Raw genomic sequence first — 22,437 nt, 5'->3', positions numbered from 1 at the left:
CTTTTTAGGCTTTTAAGAACTTTTTAAGGAAAAGTGGTATACTATTTCTAAAAAATTGAAGGAATCCTTTATGAAAAAGACTGCTATTTTTGAAGATGTCGTCTCCATTATGACTCACGATTCATCTACCATCAAAGACCAAAGAGGATGCGATCCAGAGCCTTTTCGAGAAAAAATGACAGATGATATGACGGATGATGCCTTTCTTTATCAAGTCAGGTCCTACCTAGCTAGTTTTGGGGTGATCGGCCATGTTTCCTTTGGAAAGAAAAAGGCCCCCAACAAAGGTTTTTTGTTGCGCTCGACAGACGACGGTCTCTTTGTAGAAGGGGCAAATGAAGATACGGGACTTCAAGTAGGAGATCAGATCTTAGCTTTGGATGGAAGTGACTTGGAGCAGGTAGCGTCTCTTCATAAGGACTATTTTATCAGTAAGACCCCTGAAAGACACTACCGAGAATGGGCGGATTTGGTCTCTCAGTCCACAAGGGTCACCCTGCTTCGAGAAGGGGTAGAAAAGACCATTAAAGTAGTACCCAGTCGAGAACCGATCCAAGATCAGATTTTTTGGAAACGATTAGACGATGAGATTCTTTATCTTCGTCTGGATAACTTTATGGATGAGGGAGCTATTAGTCGGGTATATCAAGAGTGTTTACCGATGATGACGGAGGTCAAGTTCCTTCTCATTGATGTCCGAGAGAACGGCGGAGGGACAGATTCTCTGTATCTCCCTCTATTACATCTAGGATTAGAGAAGGATCAGGGCTATGATTCGCTTGACTGGGACGATGATGGTATGGAAATTCTCTACACGGAACGCAATGTCGATTTACGCTTGAAAGATTTTGAGGATTGGATGCAACAGGAAGAAATTAGTCCTGAAACAGTTAAGCTGCTTGGAGATATGAAAGAGGATTTGCTCCGCCATCGGGGGAAAGGCTATGTACCGTATCAGCAAGAAAGCGAGGAATTCTTCCCAGAGGTTAAAGGTGGCCACTATCCTGAACGAATCTTTGTCTTATCAGATATCTATTGCGGTTCATCTGGGGATAACTTTGTTCAGATGATGAAGCAGTTTAAGAAGGTAACGGTGGTAGGTAGATCAACTCTCGGAATTTTAGACTATTCCAATTGTTGTACCGTTGATTATGGCGATTATCAATTGATGTTTCCTACTTCTCGTTGTCTATGCGTAGATCAAGGGAAAGGAATGACGGATCAAGGTGTGGAGCCGGATATAGAGGTTCCATGGAGTCCCGACCATTTTGAAAGAGATGTAGATCTAGACAAGTGTTTGGAGTTGATTCGTCAGAGTTGCGAAACGGCAAGATAATGCTTAGATAGCGGTTGGCTTAAATCAGGATAGCAATCGTCTCTTATGGTAACGTTTTCTAGTATTTTTTCCTTGTGTTTGGATTGCTATGACTGAACAAAAAATGGTAAAATAGTCAGTGAAAATCAAAATGAAGAGTGAAAAAGATGAAACATAAAACACTTTATAAATTTATAGGGCAAACAATTTTGTATTTCGCTATTTTCTTAGCCCTACTCTATTTCTTTAGTTACCTTGGTCAAGGTCAGGGTGGCTTTATCTACAATGAATTTTAAAGGAGATCCCTACCGTGTCAAACCAACCAATTACTGATATGATCGAGGCGATTGAACGCTACGCCCAACTGCAACCAGACTATCCTGTATACAATGTTCTTGGAGAAGAGCATACCTATGGCCAATTGAAGGCAGACTCAGATAGCTTAGCAGCCCATATTGACCAAATGGGACTTCCTGAAAAGTCACCTGTAGTGGTCTTTGGTGGCCAAGAATATGAAATGTTGGCAACTTTTGTGGCCTTGACCAAGTCTGGCCATGCCTATATCCCAATTGACAGCCATTCTGCCCTGGAGCGCGTGTCTGCTATTGTTGAAGTGGCTGAGCCAAGTCTGATCATTGCCATCAATGAGTTTCCAATCGAAAACCCAGCTGCTCCGATCATGTCCTTGGAGCAAGTGCGTGAAGCTTATGCGGCTCAGAATGCTTATGATTTGCAACATCCGGTCAAGGGGGATGATAACTACTACATCATCTTTACCTCTGGAACAACTGGAAAACCAAAAGGGGTGCAAATTTCGCACGATAACTTGCTCAGCTTTACCAACTGGATGATTACGGATAAGGAATTTGCAACGCCAGAGCGTCCGCAAATGTTGGCGCAACCACCTTATTCCTTTGACTTGTCTGTCATGTACTGGGCACCGACCTTGGCTCTTGGTGGAACCCTTTTTGCTCTTCCATCAGCTATCACTCAAGACTTCAAACAACTCTTTGCGACGATCTTTTCTCTTCCGATTGCGATCTGGACTTCAACACCATCTTTCGCAGATATGGCCATGTTATCTGAAGATTTCAATGCTGAAAAGATGCCAGGAATCACCCATTTCTACTTTGATGGGGAAGAGTTGACCGTGAAAACCGCTCAGAAATTGCGCGAGCGTTTCCCGAATGCACGCATCATCAATGCCTACGGCCCAACGGAAGCAACTGTAGCTCTTTCGGCTGTAGCCGTAACAGATGAGATGTTAGCGACTTTGAAACGTCTGCCAATTGGTTACACCAAAGAAGATTCTCCAACCTTCATCATTGATGAGGCAGGAAACAAATTGCCAAATGGAGAGCAAGGGGAAATCATCGTGTCTGGACCAGCTGTTTCAAAAGGTTATATGAATAATCCAGAGAAAACAGCAGAAGCCTTCTTCGAATTTGAAGGTCTTCCAGCCTACCATACGGGAGATGTCGGAACCATGACAGATGAAGGCCTCCTTCTCTATGGTGGACGGATGGACTTCCAGATCAAGTTTAATGGTTACCGTATCGAATTAGAGGATGTTTCTCAAAACTTGAATAAGTCTCAGTACATCGACTCGGCTGTCGCAGTACCGCGCTACAACAAAGATCACAAGGTTCAAAATCTCTTGGCCTATGTCATCTTAAAAGATGGGGTCAAGGAACAATTTGAGCGCGAGATTGATATTACCAAAGCGATCAAGGAAGATTTGGAGCACATCATGATGTCTTATATGATGCCTTCAAAATTCCTCTACCGTGACAGCTTGCCGCTAACTCCAAACGGGAAAATCGACATCAAAGGGTTGATTAGCGAGGTTAACAACCGATGATCGAGTTCTTGAAACAGCTCCCTCATTTAGAACCCTATGGCACCCCGGTCTACTTTATTTATCTGATTGGGGCCTTATTGCCTATCTTTGTTGGTCTCTTCTTTAAGAAGCGTTTCCCAGTCTATGAAGCCTTGGTCAGCTTAGCCTTTATTGTTTTGATGTTGACAGGGACGGATTTGAAACAAATCTATGCGGTTCTTTTCTACCTCTTTTGGCAAATCCTTTGGGTCTATTCTTATAAAATCTATCGAAGCCAGCGTGATAACAAGTGGGTCTTTTACCTTCACTCTTTCTTGGTCGTTTTGCCCTTGGTTTTTGTGAAGGTGCAACCAGCCATTGATGGGACCCAGTCTTGGATGGGCTTCCTTGGGATCTCCTATCTGACCTTCCGAGCGGTAGGGATGATTATCGAGATGCGAGATGGGACCCTCAAAGAATTTAGTCTCTGGGAATTCTTGCGTTTCTTGCTCTTTATGCCGACTTTTTCAAGTGGGCCGATCGACCGCTTCAAACGCTTCAATGAAGATTACCTAACGATTCCAGATCGGGATGAGCTCCTCGATATGCTGGAGCAGAGCGTCAAGTATATCATGCTTGGCTTTCTCTATAAGTTTATTCTAGCTCATATCTTTGGTCATCTCTTGCTAGGTCATGTCAAGACTTATGCCCTTCTTCAAGGGGGCATCTTTAACCTAGGAACCTTAGGGGTGATGTATGTCTTTGGTTTGGACCTCTTCTTTGACTTTGCAGGCTATTCCATGTTTGCCCTTGCGGCGTCCAACTTGATGGGGATTAAGAGCCCAATTAACTTTAACCTCCCTTTCAAATCGCGTGATTTAAAGGAATTTTGGAATCGTTGGCACATGAGCTTGTCTTTCTGGTTCCGTGACTTTGTCTTTATGCGTCTGGTCATGGTCTTGATGCGCAACAAGGTCTTTCAGAGTCGGATTACAACGTCAAATGTTGCCTATATCATCAACATGTTGGTCATGGGCTTCTGGCATGGAGTGACCTGGTATTATGTTGCTTATGGTCTTTTCCACGGTCTAGGTCTCGTAATCAATGATGCCTGGCTTCGGAAGAAGAAGACACTGAATAAAGAGCGCAAAGCAAAAGGACTTGAGCCCCTGCCAGATAATCGCTGGACTCAGGCTCTTGGAATCTTTATTACCTTCAATACCGTTATGCTGTCCTTTCTGATCTTCTCAGGTTTCTTGGAACAGCAATGGTTTCCAAAAATGAAATAAGAAAAGGAAAAATGAAAAATGGATGTAAAATCACAAGTAATTGAAATTATTGACGAATTGTTTATGGAAGATGTCTCAGACATGATGGATGAGGATCTCTTTGATGCGGGTGTTCTTGATAGCATGGGAACCGTTGAGTTGATTGTTGAATTGGAAAACCGCTTCGATATTCGAGTTCCAGTATCTGAATTTGGTCGTGATGACTGGAATACTGCCAACAAAATCGTAGAAGGTGTCATGGAGCTTCAGAATGCTTAAACGATTGTGGCTGATTCTGGGTCCAGTCTTTTGCGCCATGGCTCTTGTCGCTGCTCTTCTCTTTTTCTATCCGATTAACCACAAACATAATCTGACAGAGGAGAAAAAGGCTGCAGTGAGCTTGACGGCAGAAGGCTTTAAAAGTCGTGCCCGTAAGGAAGAAGCGCTCGGGGATCCCAACTATCGTTTTGTACCCTTCTTTGGTTCCAGCGAATGGTTGCGATTTGACATCGTCCACCCAGCAGTACTAGCAGAGAAGTATGATCGCTCTTATCGTCCGTATTTTCTAGGACAACGAGGGGCAGCATCCTTGAACCAATATTTTGGGATGCAGCAAATTCTTCCTCAACTAGAAGGGAAAACGGCTGTCTATGTGGTATCGCCCCAGTGGTTTACGAAGGACGGTTATGATTCATCGGCCTTCCAGCAATACTTTAATAGTGATCAATTAACGAGCTTTTTGGCCAATCAGGAAGCTGGACCAGCAAGCCAGTATGCGGCATCTCGTCTCTTGCAGCAGTACCCTAATGTTGCTATGCAGGGAGGAGTTCAGAAGCTAGCCAAAGGTCAAAATCTATCTAGTTTTGAAAAAGGTCTCAATCAGACCCTCATGCGCTTTGTTCGTCGGGAGGATGCCTTCTTTAGCACCTTTACGGCAATGAACAATAGCAACTATGAGAAGAAAGTTCTCTCTCGCTTGAATGATTTGCCAGATACATTTTCTTACGAAGTCTTGGAAGAGGTGGCGACGGCGGAAGCCAAAAAGAAAACCAATAATAATAAACTAGGCATTAGTAATAGCTTCTATACCCATCGCCTTGCGAGTAAGCTCAAGAAACTCAAAGGATTCCAAAAGAATGAATCCTATGAACAATCCCCAGAATACAATGATTTACAACTGGTCTTGGATCAGTTTGCTCAATCTAAAACCAATGTCATCTTTGTCATCCCTCCAGTGAACTCTAAATGGATGGCTTATACAGGCTTGAGTAAAGAAATGTATCAACGGACAGTTGAAAAAATCCGTTACCAACTAGAAAGTCAAGGCTTTACCCATATTGCTGATTTTTCTAAAGATGGTGATAAACCTTACTTTATGCAGGATACCATTCATATGGGCTGGAATGGATGGTTGGCATTTGACAAGGCAGTTGATCCTTTTATCTCTAACCCTCAACCTGCCCCTGAATACAAGATTAACAATCGTTTCTTAAGTCAGGACTGGGCTAACTATAAAGGCCAGCCGGACCAATTTAAGTAAGATGCGAAGAGGTTGAGAATACCCAGTCTCAACCTTTTTTCCTATGGTTTTGAAGAAACTTATCCCCATATTCACAGACTTATCCACAGACTTGTGGATAAGTCTATCTACTAGAAAGAGAGGAATTGGTAAACCATGAAAACAATGAAGAAAATAGCTGTTTATGCGATTCTTCAAGGAATCGTGATCTTTCTCATTACGGGCCTCATCACTCAATTAATCAGAGGAGACTTCTTTTTCCGTGGCTTGGCTCCAATATTTGGAGTCTTGGCAGCTATCATGCGTTTTGGAACAGCTAGTCTGATGAAAATCTTGGCCCCAACCTTATACGATGAAGAGGCCAAACAAGAGAAAGTTCCTACCGGGAAAGAAGCTGAATAAAAGAACTGTTTTTTCTGGAAAAATCTCTGGAAAAGCACTTATCTGACAGGCTTTATGGTAAAATAGAAGGAAGAATATTAGTTTGGAGAGTAAAAATACAATGAAACGTTCCATGTATGCTGGACGTGTTCGCGAGGAACACATTGGACAAGAACTAACCCTCAAAGGATGGGTGAGTCGACGCCGTGATTTGGGTGGCTTGATCTTTATTGATTTACGAGATCGTGAAGGGATTATGCAATTGGTCATCAATCCAGAGACGGTCAGTTCGGAAGTAATGGCAACGGCCGAGAGCCTTCGTAGCGAGTATGTGATCGAAGTGACAGGTCAAGTTGCTGCTAGACAGCAAGCGAATGATAAAATTGCAACAGGTCAGGTTGAAATGCATGTTTCTTCATTGACTGTCCTTAATACGGCAAAAACCACACCATTTGAGATCAAGGATGGCATTGAAGCTAACGACGATACCCGTCTACGCTATCGATATTTGGACTTGCGTCGCCCAGAGATGTTGGAAAACTTGAAATTGCGTGCTAAAGTAACCCACTCTATTCGGAATTACTTGGATGAGTTGGAATTTATTGATGTGGAAACACCTTTCCTTTCTAAGTCAACTCCAGAAGGGGCGCGTGACTATCTCGTTCCATCTCGTGTCAACAAGGGGCACTTCTATGCCTTGCCTCAAAGCCCTCAAATCACGAAACAATTGTTGATGAATGCAGGCTTTGACCGCTATTATCAAATCGTCAAATGTTTCCGTGACGAAGATTTACGTGGAGACCGTCAACCTGAGTTTACACAGGTCGATTTAGAAACCTCCTTCTTGACAGAGCAAGAAATTCAAGACATTACCGAAGGTTTAATCGCGCGTGTCATGAAAGAAACCAAGGGAATTGAAGTCACCCTTCCTTTCCCGCGGATGAAGTACGATGATGCGATGGCTCTTTACGGTTCGGACAAACCAGATACTCGTTTTGAGATGCTCTTGACAGACTTGACAGAAGTTGTAAAGGGTGTAGACTTCAAGGTCTTCTCAGAAGCTCCAGCAGTGAAAGCCATTGTGGTCAAAGGAGCAGCAGACAACTACTCACGTAAAGATATCGATAAGATGACCGAAGTAGCCAAACAATATGGGGCCAAAGGTCTTGCATGGGTCAAGGTAGCTGATGGTGCTTTAAACGGCCCAGTTGCTAAGTTCTTGACAGACGTGACAACAGAGTTGACAAGTGCTTTACAGTTGGAAGAAAAAGATTTGGTCCTCTTTGTAGCGGATACACTAGAAGTAGCCAATGCAACCCTAGGTGCCCTTCGTTGCAGAATTGCCAAGGAATTAGACCTCATCGACAACAATCAATTCAACTTCCTTTGGGTGGTAGATTGGCCAATGTTTGAGTGGTCTGAAGAAGAAGGCCGTTACATGAGTGCCCACCATCCCTTTACACTTCCACAAGCAGATACAGCTCATGAATTAGAGGGCGATCTCGCTAAGGTACGTGCTATTGCCTATGACATTGTGCTCAATGGTTACGAACTTGGAGGAGGAAGTCTCCGGATCAACCAAAAAGAATTGCAAGAACGGATGTTTACGGCTCTCGGTTTCTCAAAAGAAGATGCGACAGAGCAATTTGGTTTCTTGCTAGAAGCTATGGATTATGGTTTCCCTCCACATGGTGGATTGGCTCTTGGTTTGGACCGTTTTGTCATGTTGTTAGCTGGTGAGGAGAATATCCGTGAAGTGATTGCCTTCCCTAAGAACAACAAGGCAACAGATCCAATGACCCAAGCCCCTTCTGCAGTATCTACCAAACAACTGGAAGAGTTGAGTCTACAAGTAGAAGTCAAAACTGAGGAGTAAGAATAAAAGCGGAAAATCCGCAGAAGTAGCTTCTGAGATTTTCCCTTTATTTATAAATTAAGAGATAGTCATGAAAAAAACTCGCTTAGGTAAAATCTTACGTTATTATGTGAGAAGAATTGCTTATAATTTTAAATTATTACGGGTCTTGAAAAGCATTTCCCGCGAAAAATATGATGAAAAGATTTCAGCCTCATTGGTCTATGGATTTTTATCTGCGATTGCTGTGAACTTCTTTTTCCAGCCGGGACGTGTCTATTCGAGTGGCGCGACAGGGTTAGCACAGATTGTTTCTGCTCTTAGTGATCGATTTTTGGGCTTTACCATTCCTGTTTCCTTGTCATTTTATGCCATCAATCTACCCTTAATGATCATCGCCTGGTATCAAATTGGCCATAAGTTTACCATTTTCACCTTTATAACGGTGTCCATGAGTTCCTTTTTTATCCAATTTGTTCCAGTAGTTACGCTCACCAATGACCCTATCATGAACGCCTTGTTTGGGGGTGTGGTTATGGGGACAGGGATTGGTTTTGCCCTTCGGAATAATATCTCCAGTGGGGGAACCGATATTGTCAGTTTGACCATTCGAAAGCGAACGGGCAAGAACGTCGGCAAAATTTCTCTCATCGTTAATGGGACCATCATGTTGATAGCAGGGATGACCTTTGGTTGGAAGTATGCCCTCTATTCGATGATTACCATTTTTGTTTCCAGTCGAGTGACAGATGCTGTCTTTACCAAGCAGAAGCGGATGCAAGCCATGATTGTCACTAGCCAACCGGATAAGATTATTGAAAAAATCCATAAGCGATTGCACCGTGGGGCAACCATTATTCACAATGCCGAAGGGACCTATAATCATCAGGAAAAAGCCGTCTTACTCACGGTTATTACCCGAGCAGAGTTTAATGAGTTTAAATTTTTAATGAAAAAAGCAGACCCTCAAGCTTTTATAACAATTTCAGACAATGTTCATATTATTGGACGCTTTGTCGAAGTAGAAGACTAAAAAATTCCTGCAAGAAGTTCTTGCAGGAATTTTTTTATGCTTGTTCTACCAAGATCCAACCATGGCCTGGAACGGTAAATTCTTCTTGAGAAAGTCCTTGCTCTCTTCCATACACATGAGGGTAGGCAATCGTTAATCTTGCAGATTGTTTGAGTCGATAAGTCCATTCTTGATCCCCCAGGTTGACCAAGATAAGCAACTTACGACCATCTTTCTCAATGCTGTAAGAGAAGGTTTTCTCCGAAGTCCAAGTAACTTGACAATAGTCTCGAATGTCTTGGGCATTCACAAGGCGAAGGAGCTCTTCCTCTTTACGATAGGCAATCAATTCGCGCAGGAACTGAATATCTGTTTCATAAGCTGTAGAAGAAAGCCAGTCTAGTTGATTTAGAGCATCTGGAAGATTGTAAGTATTCTCTTCTAAGCCCTTGCTGCGATAGATTTCTTGGCCAGCATGTAGAAAAGGAACTCCTTGAGCCAAGAGGACGAGATGCAAGCCAAGTCGAGCTTTAGTCTGACGTACCTCTACTGAAATGTTTGGGTCTTCAACCTTGAGGTAGTCAAAGAAGGTTGCGTTATCATGGCATTCCACATAGTTAATTGCCTGTTGAGGACGCACAAAGTGGGGGGTTCCTTTGAGTCCGACGTTACCAGTCAAAATATTGGCAAGATCATTGGCCTGATAGCGGCTGTCTATACGTCCTTCGTTGAGGATGCTTCGTTTAATGGTATCACGGAAGTTGTCACTGAAGAAGCCATACGGACGAAGTTGACTGGCATTGTATTGATGGGCCAGGAGTTCAGGATCCAGTCCAGTATCCATCTTCCAGCCTTCTCCATAAAGGTAAATGTTGGGGTAAATGGCTGCTAATTCTTCTTGAATTTCCATCATGGTTTGGCGGTCAAGAATGCCCATCAAGTCAAAGCGAAAACCATCAAAGCCGTAGAGTTGAACCCACTGCTTGACTGACTGCTTGATGTAGTTGCGAACCATGGCTCTCTCGCTAGCTACATCGTTCCCACAGAAGGTTCCGTTGGTTCGTTGGCGGTCTTGGTCATAGCGATAGAAATAGCCTGGGACAATCCGCTCAAAAGCAAATTCATCAGAGAGGTAAACATGGTTATAAACCACATCCATGATGAGGCTGAGATCTGCTTCGTGATAGGCATCAATCACTTGCTGCAACTCTAGGATCCGTTGGTAAGGATCATTTGGTTGGCTACTAAAACTTCCCTCAGGAACATTGTATTGCACAGGGTCATAGCCCCAATTGTAGGAAGCAGTAGGATTTGTTTCATCTACGCTTCCGAAATCATAGAGGGGCATGAGCTGAACATGAGTAATACCCAGGGATTTCAAATAGTTAAAGCCAAAGGTCTGGTCTCCATGCTTAGGAGATTCTAAGAGAGCTGGGAAGGTAGCAGGATGTTGGAAACCAGCTTCTTTTTGCATGGAGAAGTCCCGGACGCTCAATTCATAAATAATAGCCTGAGTCGGATCTAGTTGGGTTGCGGCTCTCTGGATAGGGCGCTCAATCTTGTGTCGGTCGATGACATAGCTAGCTCCTGAATTGGCTTCAGAAGAAAGAGCATAAGGATCATGGACGATATGGGTTACACCGTTGACTTGGTGCTGGTAGTAATAAGAGGCTTTTTCCCAGTCTCCTTCGAGTTCTAAACGCCATACACCTTTTTCTGTCAGCTCCATCGGGTAGGCAGTTTGGTTGATCAAGAGCTGAACCTCTTGAGAAATGGGAGCCCAAAAGGCAAAGCAGGTTTTTTCTTTGGAGTAACGAGCTCCTAAATCCTCTCCATCATAAGCATATAGCTGATCAAAGATGGGTTGGCGGACGATGTCGCGGTAGTGTAGGAGGCAGGTTTCTCCCTTAGCGTTGGAGAGGGTATAGCTTTGACTCATGTCGATGGGAAGGGGGCTTCGAAGAGTTTTTTCTTCCTCTGTCGGCAGAAGTTCAATTGTTTTCGAACCAGACGTCAATGTAAAAGGAAGAGAGGCCATTACGCTCTCTCCTCCTTCCATGCGAATCAAGTCTTGGTCGTCTAAATAAGCTGCAAAGTTGGTGGTCATAGGTTCTCCTAAAGTTCAATAATCGAGTGTTCAATGAGCTGTCTGTAGCAAACAGTTTTGTTTTCCTTGTTGTCCTTAATAATTTGGAGCAAGGTTCTGACAGATTCGCGTCCCAATTCGACCGTATTGATATCAATATAGGCGTCAATTGGAATTCGTGGTTGAATAGAGTCGAAGGAAATAATTGGAAGATCGACTTGTTTGTCGCTCAGGTATCTCCGAACCCCTTCAGCAACTAGGATATCTGTTGTCATAAGTGCTTCCAGTTCTTCAAAAGGCAGGGTATCCATGATTTGGTAAGAATTTTCTTCTAGCATGAAACCAAAGGAGAACTTGACCAATTCCTCACGGAGAGGGATCTGGTGACTGGCAAGAGCTTCTTGGTAGCCCTTGTAGCGGTCTTGAGAAACGGCCAATTCCTTATTTCCTCCAACAAAGGCGATGTGTTGGTATCCTTTCTTGATGAAATATTCGGTCGCATCAAAGGCGGCCTTAACATTGTCGTTATCGACTAAGGATACAAAAGGAGAAGTTGCTTTTCCCAAAATCAAGAAAGGAAATTTATCTTGAATACAGAAGTCAACCAAAGGATCATTCAATTTGGAATAGAGGAAGATGAGTCCATCTACCCGCTTACCATAAATCATTTGTTTGAGTTGATCGAGGCGGTGGGTTTCATTAGCCCCTGTACAAATCTGAATGGCATAGCCATAATCAGAAGCAACCTGACTAATCCCACGGAGGACCGTAGGGAAGAAGGGGTTTTGGAAGAACACATCACTTTCATCAGGCAAGACAAGGGCAATGACCTGACTGGACTGGCTCACTAAGCTACGAGCATTGAGGTTTGGATGGTAATCTAGTTCTTTCATGGCAGAACGAACCCGTTCTTTAGTGGCTTCACTGATGGTAGATTTATTTTGAATCACTCGTGTAACGGTAGATGGTGCAACGCCGGCAAGTTTGGCTACATCTTTGATGGTGACACGCATAAAGGACCTCCCTAAGGTTTGTAATCTGGATCCCGGAAATGAGTCTTATAGAAGGCAAGCGCGAGGAACAAGACAAATAGGATATTTTGGATCAAGATGGTTGTAGTAAAGACTTGGTGGAACAATAAACTGATCAGGACGCTCGCAAGAATAGGCAATCCTAGACAGTTGAGTGTGAAATTGAAGCATTCTTTGAAGGTCTTGAGAGAGAAGAGACGTGACTTCCGTGTCAAGAAGAGGAAGAAGGAAGCTCCAAATACTAAAATAGCAAAATTCACAGCAGATAAGAAACCTGAGAAGAGGACGAGGAAGAGACTAACAGCCAATCGATTGGCCTGGAACCAATCTTTGGAAATGGCCTTAGTGAGTTCCTTTTTGTCCTGGATGCTCTCTTGATTGATGGCTTGGTAAGGAATCGTAGCCAGTTCTTTCTTTTCTTTACTTACAATCAATTGATTTTTATCGAAATAAAGAGTTAATTTTTCTCCTAATTGAGTTCCTTCGTGATGGCCTAAGATAACATGACCAGCCTCATTTTTATGAACTCCAAAATGACTGTTATAGACTAGTTCTTGCTGATTGATCTGTATGTTTTCTTTAAAATCCTTCATAACATCGTCTGTTAAGGGATCAAAGACATCACTAACGAAGGTGGTTAAGGGGTAGGTCTGTAGTTCTGCATTTTGAATGGCAACAGGAATGAGGGTCAAGGATAGAAGAAAGAGTGAGGTAAAGACCATTTGGAACCAATTAAGTTGTTTGCGGTTGGCAAATGCTTTTCTTACCTGAAAAAGGCTGGAAAAATAGTTAAATGGATAGGGCATGAAGAGACCTTTCTAATCTCCGGGATGGATTTCCCTTGTATGGAGAGCATAACAAGATTTTATCCTTAACCAAAGATGGGAGAGAAACTGGTAGCAAATCAATCAACTTGCTACCCTTGTCCCACTCCCATCCTTTCCTTAAAGATAAAATTAATGTGACTGGGAGAAAAGCACGAGAGGAGATCTTGTCCTTTTCATCATGGCTGGAAGGTTATAGAAAAGTTTATTTTATCCTTTATCCCCACCAGCTGTCAAGCCTGAAACAAAGTTCTTTTGAAGGAAGAAGAACAGAACACAGATTGGAACTGCAATCAGAATCGCACCTGCCGCAAAGAAGGCAATCTTTTGATTTTTTTGGTCGCTGATAAAGGTTTGAAGACCAACAGCTACCGTGTAATTGATTTCATCGCGAAGCAAGAATTTAGACAAGATGTAGTCTCCAAAAGGTCCCATGAAGGCCCAAAGAGCTTGTACCGCAATCATTGGGCGAACCAATGGAAGGACGATTTGCCAGAAGCGACGGAAGTGTCCAGCACCATCCAATTTTGCAGATTCATCAAGTGAAATTGGGACTGTATCGAAGTAACCCTTCATCAACCAAGCGTTCATTGGGATTCCTCCACCGACATAGAGGAAGATGAGGAACCAGCTGTGGTTCAAGGCATTCAACATCAAGGCCATAACGAAGAAGGCAGTCAAAGCAGCCATGGTAGGCACCATTTGGATAATCAAGAAGAAGACCAAACTTTGCTTACGAGCCAAGAAGTTGTAGCGGCTGTATGCATATCCTGCCAAGGTAATGATGGATGTTTGAGCGACCATGGTAATAATGGCGATGATCAAGGTGTTGAGATACCAGGTACCATATAAGGTGTCCGTAAAGAGTTTTTGGAAGTTATCAAAGCTGAGACTGCCACTGAAATCAAGCGTAAAGGCACTGACATTACCAGTTTTGAAGGCTGAAAGAACCGTGATCAACAATGGATAGATGATGATGATGGAAAGGACAACCAAGTAGAGGTAAGTCAAGAAATGATTAAGGCGGCGTTTAAATTGAACTGAATTTTTCATTTTACACATCCTCCATATCAAATGCGTGCAGTTTCTTGAAGGCAATCATCGAGATCGAGATGACAATCAAAGAGATGATCAACGTAACCGCAGCAGCCATTGAGTATTGAGGTGATGAGTTCGTTGTCAATTTATAGATCCAAGAAATCAAGATATCTGTCGAACCAGCATTACCACCAACAGATCCAGGTCCACCATCGTTAAAGAGGTAGATAATGGAGAAGTTGTTAAAGTTGAAGGTGTATTGGCTGATGAGAGTTGGTGCCGCAACCGCCAAAATCATTGGGAAGGTAATGTTGCGGAATTTTTGCCAAGCGTTGGCCCCATCAATATAGGCTGCTTCGTAAAGGTCGTTTGGAATAGATTGCAAGATTCCGAGTGTCAAGACGTAAATGTAAGGGAAGCCGAGCCAACCTTGCATCATAATCAAAGCAATCTTCGTCCAGGTAGGATCAGTTTTCCAAGGAATGAGAACCCCATCCAAGAATGGGAAAATCTTCGCAAAGAGCGGAAGGACTTGCGCATTGATGGCCCCGATACTATCGTTGAACATGTTTGAGAATGTCAAGATCGTAATGAAGGCAGGAACCGCCCAAGGAAGAAGGAAGATAACACCGAAGATGCGTTTTCCTTTAATGAATGGTTGGTTGGCAATAATAGCCGTTAGGATACCAAGAACGATTTGAAGAGTAGAAGCTGCCAAGGCCCAGATCAAGGTCCAGCCCAATACAGATGTAAAGGCAGAACGGAAGGTACTCAAAGTCCACATGTTGGTGAAGTTTTGAAGTCCGATCCAATCAAGGAGCGTAAAACGAGCTGTATGCTTAAAGTCGTAGTTGGTAAAGGCAATCATCAAGGTAACCAAAACAGGGAAGATGATTGCAAAGGTCATGGCAATATAAGAAGGGATGATCAAGAGATATGGGAAGCCATTTTCATAGATAGCATTCACCATCTCTTTTAGGGTCTTCGGCACTCGAATACCGTTATTAATCCGCTTAGCTACAGTACCCGCATCTTTGATATTCAAGGCGTAGAACATCAAATAAACGACGGTGATAATTAAGTGGAAGGCACCACGAATTAAGATAAAAAGAGAATTATCTTTTCCACGGACAGTACCGAGGGTAATTAGTTTAGACAATTCCTCCAAACCAATACCGAAAAAGTATGCGAGAAAGACAAGTGTTACACCAAGGAAGATGTATCCTTTTGCTTTCTGTTTGTTATAGATTTGTCCCAAGCCAGGAATGAGGGATAGCCACATTGCCTTTTTGGGATTTTGTTGTGTTTCCATATCGACTCCTTATAAGTGAGCGACCAGAGGCCACATCACAGCGAAAGGCTGGGAAAGATTCCCAGCCCCTTGGGAACTGTATTACTTGCCACCGAATTTTTGTTCGATAGTTTCTTTGATTAATTTCACAGCATCGTCAGCAGCATCTTTAGAAGATTTCTTACCACTTACAGCGTCGAAGAGCATAGTTGCAGCTGGATCCCAAACAGTACTCATTTCAGAGATGTTTGGCATTGGTTGTGCATTTTCAAACTGTTTAACAACGGCAGTTGTCAATTCATCGTTTTTACCAACAGCGTACTCACGAGCTTCTGTGTTAGCTGGCACTTCGTTTGTCTTATCGTAGAAAGCTTTTTGTTGATCAGTTGAAGTCAAGAAGTCTACAAATTTTTGAGCTGCTTCAGGGTGGTTAGCACCTGCAGGGATAACCCAAGCTTTACCACCACCGAAGGCAGAGTAAGCTTTTCCATTTGGAAGAGTAGGGATAGTTGCTACACCGTAGTTTACTTTTGCTTCTTTCAATGAAGATGCTTTCCATGGACCATCGATGATGGCAGCTGTCTTACCTTCTTGGAATTGAGTTTGGATGAAGTTTGCAGCACCTTTAGTGTCTTGCAATCCTTTAGGCCATTTAGCATACCAAGTTTTCGCGTATTCGATACCATCGATCGCACCTTGGTTGTTCAAACCAACATCTTTTGGATCTGTACCATCTTTACCGAAGACATATCCACCGTTACCTGAAAGAAGTCCATATGCATAGTAGAAGTTTGTCCAGTCAGCAAGGAAGGCAGTGTTTTTACCAGCTTCGCCAGCGAAGTCATACTTGCTGTCTTTTGCCAATTCTTCAAGTTCACCAAATGTTTTTGGAGCTTCTTGCATGAGGTCTTTGTTGTAGTAAAGAACCAATGTTTCGATAACTGCTGGTGCACCGTATACTTTACCACCGTTTGTTACAAGTGATTCAGTTGTTTTGTCGGTCTTGCTGTCTTTGTTCAATTTCACTTCAGCCAATTGACCGTCGTTACCAAGACCACCTACGCGGTCGTATGGTGCCATCATAACGTCTGGAGCTTTACCAGATTGGTTGTCAAGAGACAATTTGTCCAATCCACCAAGAGCGTCACCTGTCTTGATCGTTACTTTTGTTCCACTTTCTTTTTCAAAAGCTTTCGCAGCTTCTTCCATGTAAGCTTTGTAACCATTGTCAACGTAGACTGTCAACTCGTTTTCAGAAGCAGCAGAGTCGTCTTTTTTGCCTCCACAAGCTACCAAAAGAAGTGATGCGAATCCAACTGTACCAAGTACAGCAGCGCTTCGAAGAATTGTGCGTTTCATGATTTATTCCTCCTAAAGAATAAAAATAATATTATTAGTTGAAAACGTTTTAGACAAACGTTTTCCTTAACACGAATAGTATATCACAGGAAGAAAACGTTTGCAAGTTCTTTGTGCAAAAAAAAATTAAAAATTTTTTATCTTCTATTAAATACACACAAATAGTTGACAAGAAAATAAGAAAAGGATAAACTAGGCGTGGGGTGAACCTGCAGAAAAAATCATAAAAGTTTAGGAAACCTCTTGCATAAACCACAAGAATACTTTATAATGGACACGTAACGCAAACGTTTTCCTTAAACGTTGCATAAAGATGATCTAGGGTCATTTATAAATAGGTTAAATTTTTTTCTATTTCTGACAATTGCACTATTCCTAACCCTTCTAAAAGTCGGAATGAGAACTGGATTAGAGTAGAAAGTTGGTCTATTTTTCTTCGAAACAAAAAATATTAAACTAAAGGTGGTACCCTCAATGAAAAAACGCCAAAGTGGTGTCTTGATGCACATTTCATCCTTGCCTGGGAAGTATGGAATCGGTTCGTTTGGTCAAGCAGCTTACGATTTTGTCGATTTCCTTGTTCGGACTAAGCAACGGTATTGGCAAATTTTGCCTCTCGGAACAACCAGTTATGGAGATTCTCCTTATCAATCCTTCTCGGCTTTTGCAGGCAACACCCACTTTATTGACTTCGATCTCTTGATCGATCAAGGGCTCTTGGATGCATCCGATGTCGAAGGTGTTGATTTTGGTCAAGACCCAACAGAAGTAGACTATGCGAAGATCTTCGAACAACGTCGTCCTCTTCTAGAAAAAGCGGTTAAAGCTTTTATTGAAAACGGTGATTGGGATGACTTCAGCCGTTTTGCTGAAGAAAATGCAGCTTGGTTGGAATTATTTGCTGAATACATGGCTATTAAAGAGCACTTTGAATTAAAAGCATGGACAGAATGGCCAGACGCTGCGATTCGTGCACGCCAACCAGAAGCCCTTACTTCATATCGCGCTCAATTGGAAGACAAATTGACTTACCATCGAGTAACACAGTATTTCTTCTTCAAACAATGGTTGAAATTGAAAGCATACGCTAACGACAACCATATTGAGATCGTAGGTGATATGCCAATCTACGTAGCGGAAGATTCAAGCGATATGTGGGCAAATCCTCATCTCTTTAAAACAGATGAAAATGGAAAAGCAACCTGCATCGCAGGATGCCCACCAGATGAGTTCTCAGCAACTGGTCAGCTTTGGGGCAACCCAATCTATGACTGGGAAGCAATGGACAAAGATGGTTACAAATGGTGGATTGAACGCTTGCGTGAGAGCTTCAAGATCTACGACATCGTGCGGATTGACCACTTCCGTGGCTTCGAGTCTTACTGGGAAATCCCAGCTGGTTCTGATACAGCAGCACCAGGTAAATGGGTTAAAGGTCCTGGCTACAAACTCTTTGCCGCAGTGAAAGAAGAACTTGGTGATTTGAACATCATCGCAGAAGACCTTGGCTTCATGACTGACGAAGTCATTGAGCTTCGTGAGCGCACAAGCTTCCCAGGCATGAAGATCCTTCAATTTGCCTTCAATCCTGACGATGAAAGTATCGACAGCCCTCACTTGGCACCAAACAACTCAGTTATGTATACAGGAACACACGATAATAACACTGTTCTTGGGTGGTATCGCAATGAAATTGACGATCCAACTCGTGAGTACCTTGCTCGTTACACCAACCGTAAAGAATACGAATCTGTTCCACATGCGATGCTTCGTACCGTCTTTGCTTCAGTCAGCTTTATGGCCATCGCTACCATGCAAGATTTGTTAGAGTTGGATGGCTCAGCTCGTATGAACTTCCCATCTACCCTTGGTGGCAACTGGGCATGGCGGATGACAGCGGATCAATTGACTCCTGCTGTCGAGCAAGAATTGCTTGATTTCACAACCATCTATCGTCGTGAAAATACTGACTTGGTGAAAGAAGAAGCGAAAAAAGCAGAAAAATAATCTTTCCCCCTATCTAATCAAAACACAAGGAGACACTTAACCATGGAATCATTACAAAAATATGTGATTGATCATTATCAAAAAACAATTGCAGAATGTTCAAACGAAGAATTGTACATTGCTTTGCTTAATTACACCAAGCAAGCAAGTGCCCAAAAGAAATTAAATACTGGTAAGAAAAAAGTTTACTATATCTCAGCTGAGTTCTTGATTGGTAAACTCTTGTCAAACAACTTGATCAACTTGGGTCTGTACGATGATGTCAAAAAAGAATTGGCTGATGCTGGCAAAGACTTGATCGAAGTTGAAGAAGTGGAATTGGAACCATCACTTGGTAACGGTGGTTTGGGACGCTTGGCAGCCTGCTTTATCGACTCTATCTCAAGCCTTGGTTTGACAGGGGATGGGGTTGGTTTGAACTACCACTTTGGTTTGTTCCAACAAGTTCTTAAAAACAACCAACAAGAAACGATTCCAAATGCGTGGTTGACTGACCAAAGCTGGCTCGTTCGTTCAAGCCGTAGCTACCAAGTGCCATTTGCACACTTTACATTGACTTCTACGCTTTATGATATCGATGTACCTGGTTACAAGATCGAAACCAAGAACCGCTTGCGCTTGTTTGACTTGGATTCAGTTGATTCATCCATCATTGAAGATGGTATCAACTTTGACAAGACAGATATCGCTCGCAACTTGACTCTTTTCCTTTACCCAGATGATAGTAACCGTCAAGGGGAATTGCTCCGTATTTTCCAACAATACTTCATGGTTTCAAACGGTGCACAATTGATCCTCGACGAAGCGATCGAAAAAGGAAGCAACTTGCATGACCTTGCTGACTACGCAGTTGTACAAATCAATGATACTCACCCATCTATGGTCATTCCTGAGTTGATCCGTCTCTTGACTGAACGCGGTATCGAAATGGATGAAGCTATCTCTATCGTTCGTAGCATGACCGCTTACACTAACCACACAATCCTTGCAGAAGCCCTTGAAAAATGGCCACTTGAATTCTTGCAAGAAGTGGTTCCTCACTTGGTACCAATCATTGAAGAATTGGACCGTCGTGTTCGTGCTGAACACAAAGATCCAGCTGTTCAAATCATTGATGAACACGATCGTGTCCACATGGCCCACATGGATATCCACTATGGATACAGTGTAAACGGGGTTGCAGCTCTTCACACTGAAATCTTGAAGAACTCAGAGTTGAAGGCCTTCTACGACCTTTACCCAGAAAAATTCAACAACAAAACAAACGGAATTACCTTCCGTCGTTGGCTTATGCATGCCAACCCAAGCTTGTCTCACTACTTGGATGAGATCCTTGGACGTGACTGGCACCATGATGCTTCTAAGTTGGAAGACCTTCTCTCATACGAAGATAAAGCTGCTGTCAAAGAAAAATTGGAAAACATCAAAGCCCACAACAAACGTAAATTGGCTCGTCACTTGAAAGATCACCAAGGTGTGGAAATCAATCCAAATTCTATCTTTGATATCCAAATCAAACGTCTTCACGAGTACAAACGTCAACAAATGAACGCTTTGTATGTCATCCACAAATACTTGGACATCAAGGCTGGTAATATCCCTGCTCGTCCAATCACAGTCTTCTTTGGTGGTAAAGCAGCTCCTGCCTACACCATCGCTCAAGATATCATCCACTTGATCCTTTGCTTGTCAGAAGTCATTGCAAACGACCCAGCAGTAGCTCCACACTTGCAAGTAGTGATGGTTGAAAACTACAACGTGACTGCAGCAAGCTTCTTGATCCCAGCATGTGATATCTCAGAACAAATCTCATTGGCTTCTAAAGAAGCTTCAGGTACTGGTAACATGAAATTCATGTTGAACGGCGCTTTGACGCTTGGTACTATGGACGGAGCTAACGTGGAAATCGCTGAGTTGGTTGGAGACGAAAACATCTATATCTTCGGTGAAGATTCAGAAACTGTTATCGACCTTTACGCAAAATCAGCATACAAATCAAGCGAATTCTACGCTCGTGAAGCGATCAAACCATTGGTTGACTTTATCATCAGCGACGCTGTTCTTGCAGTTGGTAACCAAGAACGTTTGTCTCGTCTTCACAATGAGTTGATCAACAAAGACTGGTTCATGACCCTTCTTGACTTGGAAGACTACATCAAAGTCAAAGAGCAAATGTTGGCTGACTACGAAGACCGTGACGCATGGTTGGATAAAGTCATCGTCAACATTGCCAAAGCAGGATTCTTCTCATCTGACCGTACCATCGCTCAGTACAACGAAGATATCTGGCACTTGAACTAATTTGTTTTCGACATTCTAGAAGCAATATACTTAGAAAGAAGAGCTCCTTTTGAATCATATCCTGATTTAGAGGGAGCTTTTTTAGAACAGGATCGCTGGGAAAATCTAAACTTGCGCTTCCCTAAGGTTCACGTTATAATAAATACTATGGATATTAGAAACGAGGAAATACAATGAAGAAAAATCCAATTTATATGTATGTCTTGCTAGCTCTATCAGCGATGGGAACTCTATTAACTGCTCAGTCCTTCTTTGGATTGGCTAAAGTGGAGCTCACAGATGAAATGGCAGCTTCTTTGAACTTAACCACTGCTCTTGAACGGGAAGAATACAAAGCCTTCCTTGAGAAATTAATCGTAGCCTTACGCGGACCGATTGCTTGGTTGTTGCTATCTCTTTTGATTGGGGGCTTGATTGCAGTTGCCTATTTCTTCCTGTCTAAAAAGGATATTGTTAAGGCGACCTATGCCTATATGGGACAGATTGGTGCCTTTGTCTTAATGAGCTTGCATAATTTCTTGTCTTATCGTTCTTCTATGTCTGTGATCACGTCAGACAAATTGCGGACCTTGTTGCAGGCTTCTAGCTTATATGCACTTGTCTTGAGTGTGGTTGTAGCCCTTGTTTACTTGGGAATCCTCCTCTACAAATTGAAAAATAGACCAGCTAGCGACCTTCAAGCTTAGATCATAGCATTAAAAAACTCCTCAAGTCTGGAACAAAGAAGAGGAGCTGGTCTGATTGGAGAAGAAAATGAAAGTATGTTTTGTCTATATCAGTTTAAGTGGCAATACTGAAAGTTTTGTTCGTCGTCTCAGTGATTATCTATGGGAGCAGTACCCTGACTTGGTCATTGAAAAAATCCATGTCAAAGACCTAGTCAAAGAAGGGAAGCCCTTCTTTGAAGTTGATACACCTTTTATCGCCTTTTTGCCGACCTACCTAGAAGGAGGAAATGGTGTTGATAATGGAGATGTGGAAATTTTAACGACCGATGTAGCAGACTTTATCGCCTATGGAGACAATGCCACTAAATGCTTGGGAGTTGTAGGATCAGGAAATCGCAACTTCAACAATCAATATTGCCTAACGGCCAAGCAGTACAGCCAACGCTTTGGTTTCCCTATGCTAGCAGACTTTGAGATGAGAGGAATGCTAGGGGATATCAAAAAAGTAGCGGCCATTGTAGAAGATTTGTATCGTCTTTAAAACAAAAGAGGCTGGGACAAAAGTCCTAGCCTCTCAATTGTCTTTGGATTATCGAGCAAGACGCAGTGGTTGAGTGGGCTCTACCACGCTGATTTCATCAGCTTTTACAGCCCTACTCAACT

The 22,437-nt window shown here is 42.7% G+C and carries 19 protein-coding genes; 13 read left to right on the top strand and 6 right to left on the bottom strand.

The genetic code is table 11. The features are described from left to right. Positions 1-70: 70 nt before the first annotated feature. The 9 genes from ADF75_RS09220 (at position 71) to ADF75_RS09180 (ending at position 9,190) form a co-directional block, all read left to right on the top strand. Positions 71-1,336, top strand: a complete 1,266-nt coding sequence (locus tag ADF75_RS09220; RefSeq protein ID WP_048789906.1) for a S41 family peptidase — start codon at positions 71-73, stop codon at positions 1,334-1,336. Positions 1,337-1,482: 146 nt separating this feature from the next. Beyond that, entirely contained in the window at positions 1,483-1,611 is a 129-nt protein-coding gene (locus tag ADF75_RS09215; RefSeq protein WP_006595368.1) for a teichoic acid D-Ala incorporation-associated protein DltX, read from the top strand. A gap of 14 nt (positions 1,612-1,625) precedes the next feature. After that, a complete protein-coding gene (gene dltA / locus ADF75_RS09210; RefSeq protein WP_048789905.1) occupies positions 1,626-3,176 on the top strand; it encodes a D-alanine--poly(phosphoribitol) ligase subunit DltA in 1,551 nt (516 codons plus the stop codon). Then, positions 3,173-4,423 carry a D-alanyl-lipoteichoic acid biosynthesis protein DltB gene (gene dltB, locus ADF75_RS09205; protein ID WP_048789904.1) on the top strand — a complete coding sequence of 417 codons (1,251 nt, stop codon included), beginning with the start codon at positions 3,173-3,175 and terminating at the stop codon, positions 4,421-4,423. The genes dltA and dltB overlap by 4 nt, the downstream gene beginning before the upstream one ends. A gap of 18 nt (positions 4,424-4,441) precedes the next feature. Next, complete coding sequence (gene dltC / locus ADF75_RS09200) at positions 4,442-4,681, top strand: D-alanine--poly(phosphoribitol) ligase subunit DltC (protein ID WP_006595371.1); 240 nt, start codon at positions 4,442-4,444, stop codon at positions 4,679-4,681. Beyond that, positions 4,674-5,942 carry a D-alanyl-lipoteichoic acid biosynthesis protein DltD gene (gene dltD / locus ADF75_RS09195; protein WP_048690307.1) on the top strand — a complete coding sequence of 423 codons (1,269 nt, stop codon included), beginning with the start codon at positions 4,674-4,676 and terminating at the stop codon, positions 5,940-5,942. Before dltC ends, dltD begins: the two co-directional genes overlap by 8 nt. 144 nt (positions 5,943-6,086) lie before the next feature. Continuing rightward, positions 6,087-6,323: a hypothetical protein gene (locus ADF75_RS09190; RefSeq protein WP_171968048.1), complete on the top strand. Its 237-nt coding sequence runs from the start codon at positions 6,087-6,089 to the stop codon at positions 6,321-6,323. A 100-nt stretch (positions 6,324-6,423) separates the two neighbouring features. Further along, positions 6,424-8,178 (top strand): aspartate--tRNA ligase, encoded by a 1,755-nt coding sequence (gene aspS / locus ADF75_RS09185; protein ID WP_048690302.1) that lies wholly within the window; start codon positions 6,424-6,426, stop codon positions 8,176-8,178. Between the two features lie 70 nt (positions 8,179-8,248). After that, positions 8,249-9,190, top strand: a complete 942-nt coding sequence (locus ADF75_RS09180) for a YitT family protein (RefSeq protein WP_048690300.1) — start codon at positions 8,249-8,251, stop codon at positions 9,188-9,190. 34 nt (positions 9,191-9,224) lie between these two features. Here the strand turns inward: ADF75_RS09180 and pulA are convergent, their stop codons facing one another. The 6 genes from pulA to ADF75_RS09150 all read right to left on the bottom strand — a co-directional run bounded on the left by pulA (position 9,225) and on the right by ADF75_RS09150 (position 16,798). Then, positions 9,225-11,276, bottom strand: a complete 2,052-nt coding sequence (gene pulA, locus ADF75_RS09175; protein WP_048690298.1) for a type I pullulanase — start codon at positions 11,274-11,276, stop codon at positions 9,225-9,227. 8 nt (positions 11,277-11,284) lie between these two features. Next, entirely contained in the window at positions 11,285-12,268 is a 984-nt protein-coding gene (locus ADF75_RS09170; RefSeq protein ID WP_048690295.1) for a LacI family DNA-binding transcriptional regulator, read from the bottom strand. Positions 12,269-12,279: 11 nt separating this feature from the next. Further along, entirely contained in the window at positions 12,280-13,092 is an 813-nt protein-coding gene (locus ADF75_RS09165) for a maltodextrose utilization protein MalA (protein ID WP_048690294.1), read from the bottom strand. A gap of 228 nt (positions 13,093-13,320) precedes the next feature. After that, positions 13,321-14,163: a sugar ABC transporter permease gene (locus ADF75_RS09160; protein ID WP_006596980.1), complete on the bottom strand. Its 843-nt coding sequence runs from the start codon at positions 14,161-14,163 to the stop codon at positions 13,321-13,323. A gap of 1 nt (position 14,164) precedes the next feature. After that, positions 14,165-15,460 (bottom strand): sugar ABC transporter permease, encoded by a 1,296-nt coding sequence (locus ADF75_RS09155; protein WP_048690290.1) that lies wholly within the window; start codon positions 15,458-15,460, stop codon positions 14,165-14,167. Positions 15,461-15,541: 81 nt separating this feature from the next. Then, entirely contained in the window at positions 15,542-16,798 is a 1,257-nt protein-coding gene (locus ADF75_RS09150) for an extracellular solute-binding protein (protein WP_048690288.1), read from the bottom strand. Between the two features lie 474 nt (positions 16,799-17,272). Between ADF75_RS09150 and malQ the strand changes: the two genes are divergently transcribed. The 4 genes from malQ (at position 17,273) to nrdI (ending at position 22,315) form a co-directional block, all read left to right on the top strand. Further along, positions 17,273-18,805 carry a 4-alpha-glucanotransferase gene (malQ, locus tag ADF75_RS09145; RefSeq protein ID WP_048789903.1) on the top strand — a complete coding sequence of 511 codons (1,533 nt, stop codon included), beginning with the start codon at positions 17,273-17,275 and terminating at the stop codon, positions 18,803-18,805. Positions 18,806-18,847: 42 nt separating this feature from the next. Further along, positions 18,848-21,106 carry a glycogen/starch/alpha-glucan family phosphorylase gene (gene glgP / locus ADF75_RS09140; RefSeq protein WP_006595383.1) on the top strand — a complete coding sequence of 753 codons (2,259 nt, stop codon included), beginning with the start codon at positions 18,848-18,850 and terminating at the stop codon, positions 21,104-21,106. Positions 21,107-21,279: 173 nt separating this feature from the next. Next, entirely contained in the window at positions 21,280-21,792 is a 513-nt protein-coding gene (locus ADF75_RS09135) for an ABC transporter permease (protein WP_006595384.1), read from the top strand. A gap of 55 nt (positions 21,793-21,847) precedes the next feature. Next, positions 21,848-22,315 (top strand): class Ib ribonucleoside-diphosphate reductase assembly flavoprotein NrdI, encoded by a 468-nt coding sequence (nrdI, locus tag ADF75_RS09130; RefSeq protein WP_123160721.1) that lies wholly within the window; start codon positions 21,848-21,850, stop codon positions 22,313-22,315. Positions 22,316-22,437: the final 122 nt, after the last annotated feature.

It is taken from the genome of Streptococcus sp. 1171_SSPC (assembly GCF_001069335.1).
Classification (GTDB): Bacteria; Bacillota; Bacilli; order Lactobacillales; family Streptococcaceae; genus Streptococcus; species Streptococcus xiaochunlingii.
This window is presented reverse-complemented; position numbering and strand designations above follow the sequence as displayed.

Coding starts and splice junctions, on each gene's coding strand:
- ADF75_RS09220 (WP_048789906.1), top strand. CDS start 71: ATGAAAAAGACTGCTATTTTTGAAGATGTCGTCTCCATTATGACTCAC.
- ADF75_RS09215 (WP_006595368.1), top strand. CDS start 1,483: ATGAAACATAAAACACTTTATAAATTTATAGGGCAAACAATTTTGTAT.
- dltB (WP_048789904.1), top strand. CDS start 3,173: ATGATCGAGTTCTTGAAACAGCTCCCTCATTTAGAACCCTATGGCACC.
- dltC (WP_006595371.1), top strand. CDS start 4,442: ATGGATGTAAAATCACAAGTAATTGAAATTATTGACGAATTGTTTATG.
- dltD (WP_048690307.1), top strand. CDS start 4,674: ATGCTTAAACGATTGTGGCTGATTCTGGGTCCAGTCTTTTGCGCCATG.
- ADF75_RS09190 (WP_171968048.1), top strand. CDS start 6,087: ATGAAGAAAATAGCTGTTTATGCGATTCTTCAAGGAATCGTGATCTTT.
- aspS (WP_048690302.1), top strand. CDS start 6,424: ATGAAACGTTCCATGTATGCTGGACGTGTTCGCGAGGAACACATTGGA.
- ADF75_RS09180 (WP_048690300.1), top strand. CDS start 8,249: ATGAAAAAAACTCGCTTAGGTAAAATCTTACGTTATTATGTGAGAAGA.
- pulA (WP_048690298.1), bottom strand. CDS start 11,276: ATGACCACCAACTTTGCAGCTTATTTAGACGACCAAGACTTGATTCGC.
- ADF75_RS09170 (WP_048690295.1), bottom strand. CDS start 12,268: ATGCGTGTCACCATCAAAGATGTAGCCAAACTTGCCGGCGTTGCACCA.
- ADF75_RS09165 (WP_048690294.1), bottom strand. CDS start 13,092: ATGCCCTATCCATTTAACTATTTTTCCAGCCTTTTTCAGGTAAGAAAA.
- ADF75_RS09160 (WP_006596980.1), bottom strand. CDS start 14,163: ATGAAAAATTCAGTTCAATTTAAACGCCGCCTTAATCATTTCTTGACT.
- ADF75_RS09155 (WP_048690290.1), bottom strand. CDS start 15,460: ATGGAAACACAACAAAATCCCAAAAAGGCAATGTGGCTATCCCTCATT.
- ADF75_RS09150 (WP_048690288.1), bottom strand. CDS start 16,798: ATGAAACGCACAATTCTTCGAAGCGCTGCTGTACTTGGTACAGTTGGA.
- malQ (WP_048789903.1), top strand. CDS start 17,273: ATGAAAAAACGCCAAAGTGGTGTCTTGATGCACATTTCATCCTTGCCT.
- glgP (WP_006595383.1), top strand. CDS start 18,848: ATGGAATCATTACAAAAATATGTGATTGATCATTATCAAAAAACAATT.
- ADF75_RS09135 (WP_006595384.1), top strand. CDS start 21,280: ATGAAGAAAAATCCAATTTATATGTATGTCTTGCTAGCTCTATCAGCG.